10 protein-coding genes are annotated in these 10,116 nt (G+C 70.1%); 9 read left to right on the top strand and 1 reads right to left on the bottom strand.

What is annotated here, in order from left to right:
* The 9 genes from ftsW to AAHZ94_RS20215 all read left to right on the top strand — a co-directional run.
* A partial coding sequence (gene ftsW / locus AAHZ94_RS20255; protein WP_502964724.1) for a putative lipid II flippase FtsW occupies positions 1 to 1,374 on the top strand: 1,374 nt, incomplete at its 5' end.
* Positions 1,375 to 1,380: 6 nt separating this feature from the next.
* The gene (gene murG, locus AAHZ94_RS20250; RefSeq protein ID WP_349994386.1) at positions 1,381 to 2,475 is read left to right on the top strand and encodes an undecaprenyldiphospho-muramoylpentapeptide beta-N-acetylglucosaminyltransferase; all 1,095 of its coding nucleotides are present in this window, start codon (positions 1,381 to 1,383) and stop codon (positions 2,473 to 2,475) included.
* A gap of 28 nt (positions 2,476 to 2,503) precedes the next feature.
* On the top strand, positions 2,504 to 3,304 hold the full coding sequence (locus AAHZ94_RS20245; RefSeq protein ID WP_349994385.1) for a cell division protein FtsQ/DivIB: 801 nt from the start codon (positions 2,504 to 2,506) through the stop codon (positions 3,302 to 3,304).
* A gap of 297 nt (positions 3,305 to 3,601) precedes the next feature.
* Positions 3,602 to 4,867 carry a cell division protein FtsZ gene (gene ftsZ / locus AAHZ94_RS20240; RefSeq protein WP_349994384.1) on the top strand — a complete coding sequence of 422 codons (1,266 nt, stop codon included), beginning with the start codon at positions 3,602 to 3,604 and terminating at the stop codon, positions 4,865 to 4,867.
* Positions 4,868 to 4,903: 36 nt separating this feature from the next.
* Positions 4,904 to 5,665 carry a peptidoglycan editing factor PgeF gene (pgeF, locus tag AAHZ94_RS20235; protein ID WP_349994383.1) on the top strand — a complete coding sequence of 254 codons (762 nt, stop codon included), beginning with the start codon at positions 4,904 to 4,906 and terminating at the stop codon, positions 5,663 to 5,665.
* Positions 5,662 to 6,381, top strand: coding sequence for a YggS family pyridoxal phosphate-dependent enzyme (locus AAHZ94_RS20230; RefSeq protein WP_349994382.1), 720 nt, complete (start codon positions 5,662 to 5,664; stop codon positions 6,379 to 6,381). Before pgeF ends, AAHZ94_RS20230 begins: the two co-directional genes overlap by 4 nt.
* A 124-nt stretch (positions 6,382 to 6,505) precedes the next feature.
* Positions 6,506 to 7,117, top strand: coding sequence for a cell division protein SepF (locus AAHZ94_RS20225; RefSeq protein WP_349994381.1), 612 nt, complete (start codon positions 6,506 to 6,508; stop codon positions 7,115 to 7,117).
* Between the two features lie 65 nt (positions 7,118 to 7,182).
* Positions 7,183 to 7,467 carry a YggT family protein gene (locus tag AAHZ94_RS20220; protein ID WP_349994380.1) on the top strand — a complete coding sequence of 95 codons (285 nt, stop codon included), beginning with the start codon at positions 7,183 to 7,185 and terminating at the stop codon, positions 7,465 to 7,467.
* Between the two features lie 49 nt (positions 7,468 to 7,516).
* Positions 7,517 to 8,629 (top strand): DivIVA domain-containing protein, encoded by a 1,113-nt coding sequence (locus AAHZ94_RS20215; protein WP_349994379.1) that lies wholly within the window; start codon positions 7,517 to 7,519, stop codon positions 8,627 to 8,629.
* Between the two features lie 311 nt (positions 8,630 to 8,940).
* Here AAHZ94_RS20215 and AAHZ94_RS20210 read toward each other — a convergent pair.
* On the bottom strand, positions 8,941 to 10,116 hold a 1,176-nt coding region (locus tag AAHZ94_RS20210), incomplete at its 5' end, for a class I tRNA ligase family protein (protein WP_349994378.1).

The following is a 10,116-nucleotide window of genomic DNA, read 5'->3' as shown; positions in this document are numbered from 1 at the left end:
GGGGGCGGGGTCTGTTCTAAAACCCCCCGCCCCGGCGGGCCCCCCGCCCGCCGGGCCCGCGCGGCCCCCCCCCCCCCGGCGCCCGGCGGCAGGACCGCCGCGCGAGCGCCACAGCCGAGACCGCCCGGGCGCGGCCCACTGACCGGGCTGCGGCGGCTGCGGGAGCGGGTCCGCCGGGCCTGGGACCGGCCGCTGACCGCGTACTACCTGATCCTCGGCGGCAGCGTCCTGATCACCGTGCTCGGCCTGGTGATGGTCTACTCCGCCTCGCAGATCAAGGCGCTCCAGTCGGGGCTCGCCCCGTCCTTCTTCTTCCGCAAGCAACTGCTGGCCGCCGTCATCGGCGGGGTGCTGATGGCGATCGCCGTCCGACTGCCGATCCGGCTGCACCGCGCGCTCGCCTACCCGCTGCTGGCCGTCTCGGTCTTCCTGATGTGCCTGGTCCAGGTGCCGGGGATAGGAGTCGCGGTCAACGGCAACCAGAACTGGATCTCCATCGGCGGCCCGTTCCAACTCCAGCCCAGCGAGTTCGGCAAGCTGGCGCTCGTGCTGTGGGGCGCCGACCTGCTGGCCCGCAAGGACGAGAAGAACCTGCTCGGCCAGTGGAAGCACCTGCTGGTGCCGCTGGTGCCGGCCGCCTTCGTCCTGCTCGGGCTGATCATGCTCGGCGGCGACATGGGCACCGCGATCATCCTGACCGCGGTCCTGTTCGGGCTGCTGTGGCTGGCCGGCGCCCCGACCCGGCTCTTCGTCGGCGTGCTCGGCGGCGCCGCCCTCATCGGCCTGGTCCTCATCAAGACCAGCGCCAACCGGATGTCACGGCTGGCCTGCATCGGCGCCACCGACCCGGGCTCCAACGACCAGTGCTGGCAGGCCGTGCACGGTATCTATGCGCTGGCCAACGGCGGTTGGTTCGGTTCTGGACTCGGCGCCAGTATGGAAAAATGGGGTGAACTCCCCGAGCCGCACACGGACTTCATCTTCGCCATCACGGGCGAGGAACTCGGCCTCGCGGGGACACTGTCAGTGCTCGCCCTCTTCGCGGCTCTAGGCTATGCGGGTATCCGCGTGGCCGGACGCACGGAGGACCCCTTCGTGAGGTATGCCGCGGGAGGTGTGACCACCTGGATCACGGCGCAGGCCGTGATCAACATCGGTGCGGTGCTCGGCCTGCTGCCGATCGCCGGTGTCCCCCTGCCGCTGTTCTCCTACGGAGGTTCAGCGTTGCTGCCGACCATGTTTGCCATCGGTCTGCTGATCGCCTTCGCGCGTGCGGAACCCGGTGCCCGAGCTGCGTTGGCCATGCGGCAGCCTGGGGTGAGATGGAAGACGATGAGACGGCGCGTCAAGAAACGTCCGTCCGGAGAGCGGTGAATTTCGGTGCATGTCGTACTCGCCGGTGGGGGGACCGCCGGCCACATCGAGCCCGCGCTCGCCCTCGCGGACGCCCTGCGGAGGCAGGACCCAACCGTGGGCATCACAGCGCTGGGCACGGAGCGGGGCTTGGAGACCCGACTCGTGCCCGAGCGGGGCTATGAGCTCGGACTCATCCCCGCCGTACCGCTGCCCCGCAAGCCCACGCCCGAGCTGATCACCGTGCCCGGGCGGCTGCGCGGCACCATCAAGGCCGCCGAGCAGATCCTGGAGCGCACCAAGGCCGACTGCGTGGTGGGCTTCGGCGGATACGTGGCCCTGCCCGGCTACCTGGCCGCCAAGCGCCTCGGCGTGCCCATCGTCGTCCACGAGGCCAACGCCCGCCCGGGCCTGGCCAACAAGATCGGCTCCCGCTACGCCAAGTTCGTGGCGGTCAGCACGCCGGACAGCAAGCTGCGCAACGCGCACTACGTGGGCATCCCGCTCCGTCGCACCATCGCCACGCTGGACCGGGCCCGGGTCAGGCCCGAGGCCCGCGCCGCGTTCGGCCTCGACCCCAACCTGCCGACGCTGCTGGTCTCCGGCGGCTCGCAGGGCGCCCGGCGGCTCAACGAGGTGGTGCAGTCGGTCGCGCCGTTCCTCCAGCGCGCCGGCATCCAGATCCTGCACGCGGTCGGCCCCAAGAACGAACTGCCGCGCGTGGACAACATGCCCGGAATGCCGCCCTACATCCCGGTACCGTACGTGGACCGGATGGACCTGGCGTACGCCGCGGCCGACATGATGCTCTGCCGTGCGGGCGCCATGACCGTGGCCGAACTGTCCGCCGTCGGGCTGCCGGCCGCCTTCGTACCGCTGCCGATCGGCAACGGCGAACAGCGGCTGAACGCCCAACCGCTGGTCAAGGCGGGCGGTGGGCTGCTCGTCGACGACGCGGAGCTGACGCCGGAGTGGGTGCAGAGCAACGTGCTGCCCGTGCTCGGCGATCCGCACCGGCTGTTCGAGATGTCGCGCGCCGCCGCCGAGTTCGGCCGCCGGGATGCCGACGAACTCCTCGTCGGGATGGTGTACGAGGCGATCGCCGCCCGCCGGGCCGGGTAGCGGCGACAACCGCAGGAGGCTTGAGAGCGTGGCCGGACCGACGACCGCCCAGCGCGGCAGCGCGCAACGTCATCACCGTTCGTCGTCCGGCCCGCCGCCGCCACCGACCCGCGGCCGGTTCCGGCTGCCCCGCCCCCGCACCCTGGTGCTCCTCGCCCTGGTCGCCGTGCTCCTCGCCGGCGGCGGGACCTGGCTGCTGTACGGCTCGGCCTGGCTGCGGGTGGAGAAGGTGCGCGTCCGCGGCGTGGAGGTGTTGCGCCCGAGCGAGGTGCGCGAGGTGGCGGCGGTGCCGATGGACTCGCCCCTGATCTCGGTGGACACCGAAGCGATGGAGAAGCGACTCCGCGCCGAACTGCCCCGGATCGCCTCCGTACACGTCGAGCGTTCCTGGCCGAACACAATCAGCCTCAATGTGACCGAGCGTCAGCCGGAACTCGTACTGGAAAAAGCCGGAAAGTTCATCGAAATGGACGCCGAGGGAGTGCGATTCGCCACCGTCGCGAAGGCTCCCCGGGGCATTCCCCGACTGGAAATGGAAGCAGAACGCTCGCCCAGTCTGCGGAGGTTCGGTGAAGAAGAGCTGCGCCGCGCCGCGGTCAAGGTCGCGGCGACGCTGCCGACCAAGCTCCGCGCGGACACCAAGGTCCTCCGCGTACGCTCCTACGACGCCATCACCCTGGAACTCTCGGGCGGCCGAACGGTGCGCTGGGGGAGCCCCGAACGGGGTGCGGCAAAGGTCGCCGCGCTGACCGCCCTGATGAAAGCGGAGCGCTCGGCGGAGCACTTTGACGTCAGTGCGCCGGGTTCGCCCGCAGCCACCGCGAGTTGACCGGGATTTGACGCCGAGTTGACGCGCATCGCGGCAGGCCAGCCCCCTGGCTGGCTAGCCCCCCGGGTGATCACATAGGGTGAAAAGAAAAACGGGAGGTTCGGCGTGTTCGTTGAACGCGCACCACTTGTCGACTTAGTGTCCTGTCCCGAAGACTTCAAGGAACAGTGACACTGATAACCCTAAACTTCAGGGTTAGGGTTTGGGTCGGCAATGAGGACCGCCCCATCGGCATCCGTCGACGCACCGCTACAACGGCGGGCGGCGACACGTAAATCGAGGCGAGAGGCCTTCGACGTGGCAGCACCGCAGAACTACCTCGCAGTCATCAAGGTCGTCGGCATCGGCGGCGGTGGCGTGAATGCCATCAACCGGATGATCGAGGTCGGGCTCAAGGGCGTCGAGTTCATCGCGATCAACACCGATGCACAGGCCCTGCTGATGAGCGACGCCGACGTCAAGCTCGACGTCGGTCGTGAACTCACCCGTGGCCTCGGCGCGGGAGCCAACCCCGACGTGGGCCGCATGGCGGCCGAGGACCACCGCGAGGAGATCGAGGAGGTCCTCAAGGGGGCCGACATGGTCTTCGTCACCGCGGGCGAGGGCGGCGGCACCGGCACCGGTGGCGCCCCGGTCGTCGCCAACATCGCCCGATCGCTGGGCGCCCTGACCATCGGCGTGGTCACCCGCCCGTTCACCTTCGAGGGACGTCGCCGCGCGAACCAGGCGGAGGACGGCATCGCGGGGCTCAGGGACGAGGTCGACACCCTGATCGTCATCCCCAACGACCGACTGCTGTCCATCTCGGACCGCCAGGTCAGCGTGCTTGACGCGTTCAAGTCCGCCGACCAGGTACTGCTGTCCGGCGTGCAGGGCATCACCGACCTGATCACCACCCCCGGCCTGATCAACCTCGACTTCGCGGACGTCAAGTCCGTGATGTCCGAGGCGGGCTCGGCGCTGATGGGCATCGGCTCCGCCCGCGGCGACGACCGCGCGGTCGCCGCCGCCGAGATGGCGATCTCCTCGCCGCTGCTCGAAGCGTCCATCGACGGCGCCCGCGGCGTGCTGCTCTCCATCTCCGGCGGCTCGGACCTCGGTCTCTTCGAGATCAACGAGGCCGCCCAACTGGTGAGCGAGGCCGCGCACCCGGAGGCCAACATCATCTTCGGCGCGGTCATCGACGACGCGCTCGGCGACGAGGTGCGGGTCACCGTCATCGCCGCCGGGTTCGACGGCGGCCAGCCCCCGGCCAAGGGCAGCCGCGAGAAGGCGCTGGGCTCGTACGGCGGTCGGGACGAGAGCCCGGCCGCGAGCGCCGGTCGGTCGGCCGGCTCCGCCGAGCCGCGGTCCAGCTACGGCGGACTGAGCAGCGTCACCCCGCGCGAGCCCGTGGCGCAGCCCGGCGAGTCGGTCGAACCCGAGCCGACGCCGCTGGCCGAGGCGCCCTCCGGGTACCCCGGCACCCCGGCCCCGCCGGTGAGCTCGCCCCAGGTGCCGCCGGCCCGTCCCTACCAGGACAGCGCGGCCGAAGAGCTCGACGTACCGGACTTCCTGAAGTAGCCGGCGCATGGGCACGACTGAAGCGAACAGCACACAGTGATAGGACAGCGCAACGAGACGAGCGGCGCGCACTTCGCCTTCACCGACCGGTGGGGCGGGGTGAGCGCCGCTCCGTATGACCGGCTCAACCTCGGCGGCGCGGTCGGCGACGACCCCGCGGCGGTCCTGGCCAACCGGGCCCGCGTGGCCGACTCCCTCGGACTCGAAGCCGACCGGGTGGTGTGGATGCGCCAGGTGCACGGCCGGGACGTGGCCGTGGTCGCGGGGCCCTGGGGTGACGGGGAGATCCCCGAGGCGGACGGCGTGGTGACGGCCCGTCGCGGGCTGGCGCTCGCGGTGCTCACCGCCGACTGCACCCCGGTCCTGCTCGCCGACCCGGTCGCCGGGGTGACCGGGGCCGCGCACGCGGGCCGGCCCGGTCTGGTGGCCGGCGTCGTACCGGCGACGGTCGAGGCCATGGTCGGCCTCGGCGCCGACCCGGCCCGGATCATCGCCCGCACCGGCCCCTCGGTCTGCGGTCGCTGCTACGAGGTGCCCGCCGAGATGCGGGCCGCGGTGGCGGAGGTGGCGCCGGAGGCGTGGGCCACCACGAGTTGGGGGACCGCGGCGGTCGACGTGGCCGCCGGCGTGCGCGCCCAACTCGCCGCGTGCGGCGTCGGCGCGGTGGAGCTCTCCGAGGTGTGCACGATGGAATCGAGCGACCACTTCTCTTACCGGCGCGAACGGGAGACCGGGCGGCTGGCGAGCTACGTCTGGCTCGCGGCGCCGCCCGACGAGGGTGGGGAGGCCGTGCGATGACCGATCGCAGAAGCGAACTCGCGGACAACTTGGCCCGGGTGCAGGAGCGGATCGACGCCGCGTGCGTGGCCTCCGGCCGGCAGCGCTCGGAGGTGACGCTCATCGTGGTCACCAAGACCTACCCGGCCGAGGACGTACGGCTGCTGTCCGAACTCGGCGTCGGCGAGGTGGCCGAGAACCGGGACCAGGACGCGGCCCCCAAGGCCGCGGCCTGCGCGGATCTGCCACTGAAATGGCACTTCGTGGGGCAATTGCAGACGAACAAGGTTCGCTCGGTGGCCAGTTACGCTGATCTCGTACAGTCAGTTGACCGGAAACGGTTGGTCGACGCGCTGTCGACCGCGGCGGTACGGGCCGAACGTGAGCTCGGTTGTCTGCTCCAGGTGGCCCTTGACGCGGAGTCGGGGGACGCGGGGGGCAGGGGTGGTGTCGCGCCCGACGGGGTGGCGGCGTTGGCCGATGCGGTGGCGGAGGCCGAAGGGCTGCACCTGCGGGGGCTGATGACGGTCGCTCCGCTCGCCGGTCCCTACGCGGGCAGGCCGCGGGCGGCCTTCGAGCGGCTGCGGGAAATCTCATCCAGCCTGCGCGTGGCCCATCCGGCTGCGAACATGGTCTCGGCAGGCATGAGCGCGGACCTCGAAGACGCGGTAGCGGCTGGTGCGACACATCTTCGCGTCGGCACTGCGGTACTCGGAGTCCGACCTCGGCTCGGGTAACGTCGCCAAGCAAGTCGGACCACAGTAGAAAATATGGTCATTCCCGCCAAAAGGCGGGCAGGCCGCGTGGATTCAAGGCATCTGGTGGCGGAAGCGATCCACCACAGAGCGGAGGACGCAGAGAATGGCCGGCGCTATGCGCAAGATGGCGGTCTACCTCGGCCTCGTGGAGGACGATGGGTACGACGGCCGGGGGTTCGACCCCGACGACGACTTCGAGCCCGAACCCGAACCGGAGCGAGCGCGGCGGCAACACCAGCCGGAGACCGAGTCGCGGCCAGAACCGGACGAACCGGTGCGAGTTGCTCATCCGCCCGCACAGCGTGAACCCGCTCCGCTCGTAGCGGAAACCGGACGACCCGCGCGAATCGCCCCCGTGGCGTCTATCACACCCGAACGTCAGAGTCTGGAGCAGAACGCACCGGTGATCATGCCCAAGGTCGTGTCGGAGCGAGAGCCCTACCGCATCACCACACTGCACCCTCGTACCTACAACGAGGCCCGTACCATCGGGGAACACTTCCGCGAGGGCACACCCGTGATCATGAATTTGACTGAGATGGATGACACTGACGCGAAGCGACTCGTCGACTTCGCGGCCGGTCTAGTCTTCGGTCTGCACGGAAGTATTGAGCGGGTGACTCAGAAGGTGTTCCTGTTGTCGCCTGCTAACGTCGATGTCACGGCGGAGGACAAGGCCCGTATCGCAGAGGGCGGGTTCTTCAACCAGAGCTGAGACGCAATACCTGGCAATCACGGCTGCAAGGCCACGTACGAGCAAGGGGAGAGGGACGCGCGGGGATGGGCATCGCACTGGACGTGATCCACGTCGCGCTGTTGGTTTTCCTGGTCGTGTTGATCTTCCGGCTGGTGATGGACTACGTGTTCCAGTTCGCCCGCTCATGGCAACCCGGCAAGGTGATGGTGGTGGTCTTGGAGGCCACTTACACTGTCACCGATCCGCCACTCAAGCTTCTGCGGCGGTTTATCCCGCCGCTGCGTCTCGGGGGCGTGGCGCTCGATCTGTCCTTCTTCGTACTGATGATCATCGTTTACATCCTGATCTCCATCGTGAGCCAGCTGTGAACGGTACGGTCTTGCCGATTGCCGACGACAACGTTGAGGTGAAGAAGAGATGCCGTTGAGCCCCGAGGACGTGCGGAACAAGCAGTTCACGACCGTCCGCCTCCGAGAAGGCTATGACGAGGACGAGGTCGATGCCTTCCTCGACGAGGTCGAAGCGGAACTGACGCGACTGCTCCGCGAGAACGAGGACCTGCGGGCCAAGCTGGCCGCGGCGACGCGTGCCGCGGCGCAGAACCAGCAGCAAGGCATGCGCAAGCCGGAGCCGCAGGACAGGCCCGGCGCTCCCGTGCCCGCCGCCATATCAGGACCGCAGCCGGTGCCGCCTCAGCAGCAACAGCAACAGATGGGCGGCCCGCCCCAGTTGCCTGGTGGCGCACCGCAGCTTCCGGCAGGTCCCGGCGGCCACGGCCCGCAGGGTCCGCACGGCCCCGGCCCGATGGGCCAAGGTGGCCCGGGCCCGATGGGCCAGCACGGTCCGATGGGTGGCCCCATGGGCGGCCCCGGTCCGCAGCTCCCCCAGCCCGGTCAGGGCCCCGGTGGGGACAGCGCAGCCCGTGTTCTTTCGCTGGCGCAGCAGACCGCTGACCAGGCGATCGCGGAGGCCCGTTCCGAGGCCAACAAGATCGTCGGCGAGGCGCGCAGCCGTGCCGAGGGCCTGGAGCGGGACGCCCGCGCCAAGGCCGACGCGCTGGAGCGGGACGCGCAGGAGAAGCACCGCGTCGCGATGGGCTCCCTGGAGTCCGCCCGCGCCACGCTGGAGCGCAAGGTCGAGGACCTGCGCGGCTTCGAGCGCGAGTACCGTACGCGCCTGAAGTCGTACCTGGAGAGCCAGCTCCGTCAGTTGGAGAACCAGGCGGATGACTCGCTGGCCCCGCCGCGGACGCCGGCGACGGCCTCGCTGCCGCCGTCCCCCTCGATGAGCGGCTCCATGGCCCCGGCCGGTGCCGGTGCCATGGGTGGTGGTGGTCACACCATGGGTGGCAACCCGAGCATGGGCGGCAACCAGACCATGGGCGGCGGCGGCCCCTCGTACGGTGGGCAGCAGCAGATGTCCCCGGCGATGACGCAGCCGATGGCGCCGGTGCGACCGCAGGGTCCGCAGCCGATGCAGCAGGCACCCTCGCCGATGCGCGGGTTCCTCATCGACGAGGACGACAACTGAGCATCTGACCAGCGCTGTGAGGCGCTAGTCGTCGGCAGAGTTACGGGCCGGGCCCCTGGGATCTTCCTGGGGGCCCGGCCCGTTTCTGCGTTCCCGACCGGGGCGAGGCTCCGGCGCGCGGGCGGTGGGTGGGGGATGGCGTGGCGTGCGCCGGTGGTGTCCTGTTGCCGGCGGGTGCCTCGGCGGCGCCTCGCGCATTCGGGGTGGCGGTGATGGGCGGTGGCGTACGGGACGGGGTCGGTGCGCCCCTGCGTACGACGACGCCCCCGGCCCGCGCGGGGTGCGCGAACCGGGGGCGGAATCCTGCTCGATTACGCCTTGCGGAGGCGGAAGGTGAGGCCGAGGGGTTCGTCGGTGAAGGGCTGGCCGTAGTTGTCGTCCGCGGTGCCTTCGGCGAAGTCGGTGGCCAGCACCTCGTCCGCGATCAGCGTCGCGTGTTCGGTGACTGCCGCCGCGGTCTCGGTGTCGGTGGTTGACCAGCGGACTGTGATGCGGTCGGCGACGTCGAGGCCGGAGTTTTTGCGGGCTTCTTGGATGAGGCGGATGGCGTCGCGGGCGAGGCCGGCTTTGCGGAGTTCGGGGGTGATTTCGAGGTCGAGTGCGACGGTGGCGCCTGCGTCGGAGGCTACGGACCAGCCTTCGCGGGGGGTTTCGGTGATGATGACTTCGTCGGGGGTGAGGTCTACGGGTTCGCCGTCGACGGTGATGGTGGCTGTGCCGTCGCGGAGGGCTTGGGAGAGTGCGGCGGCGTCGGTTGCGGCGACGGCTTTGGCGACTGCTTGGACGCCCTTGCCGAATCGCTTGCCCAGGGCGCGGAAGTTGGCCTTGGCGGTGGTGTCGACCAGGGTGCCGCCCATGTCGGAGAGTGCGGCGAGTGAGGTGACGTTGAGTTCCTCGGTGATCTGCGTGTGCAGCTCGGCGGGGAGGGTCTCGAAGCCTTGGGCGGCGATGAGGGCGCGGGAGAGCGGCTGGCGGGTCTTGACGCCGGATTCGGCGCGGGATGCGCGGCCGAGTTCGACCAGGCGGCGGACGAGCAGCATCTGTTCGGAGAGCTTGGGGTCGATGAGTTCGGGGTCGGCCTCGGGCCAGGTGGTGAGGTGGACCGAGTCGGGGGCGGTGGGGTCGACCGGGACGATGAGGTCCTGCCAGACGCGTTCGGTGATGAACGGGGTGAGGGGGGCCATGAGTTGGGTGACGGTCTGGAGGGCCTCGTGCAGGGTGCGGAGCGCTGCGGGGTCGCCTTGCCAGAAGCGGCGGCGGGAGCGGCGTACGTACCAGTTGGAGAGTCCGTCGACGAAGGTGGAGAGGAGTTTGCCGGCGCGTTGGGTGTCGTAGTTCTCCAGTGCGACGGTGACCTGGTCGGTGAGGGTGTGGAGTTCGGACAGGACCCAGCGGTCGATCAGGGGGCGTTGGGTGGGTGTGGGGTCGGTGGGGGTGGGGGTCCAGTGGGTGGTGCGGGCGTAGAGGGCTTGGAAGGCGACGGTGTT

Origin of the sequence: Streptomyces sp. HSW2009 (assembly GCF_040240285.1) — a bacterium.
Taxonomy (GTDB): domain Bacteria; phylum Actinomycetota; class Actinomycetes; order Streptomycetales; family Streptomycetaceae; genus Streptomyces.
Note: the sequence above shows the minus strand (reverse complement) of the source record. Positions and strands in the feature narration are given on the sequence as shown.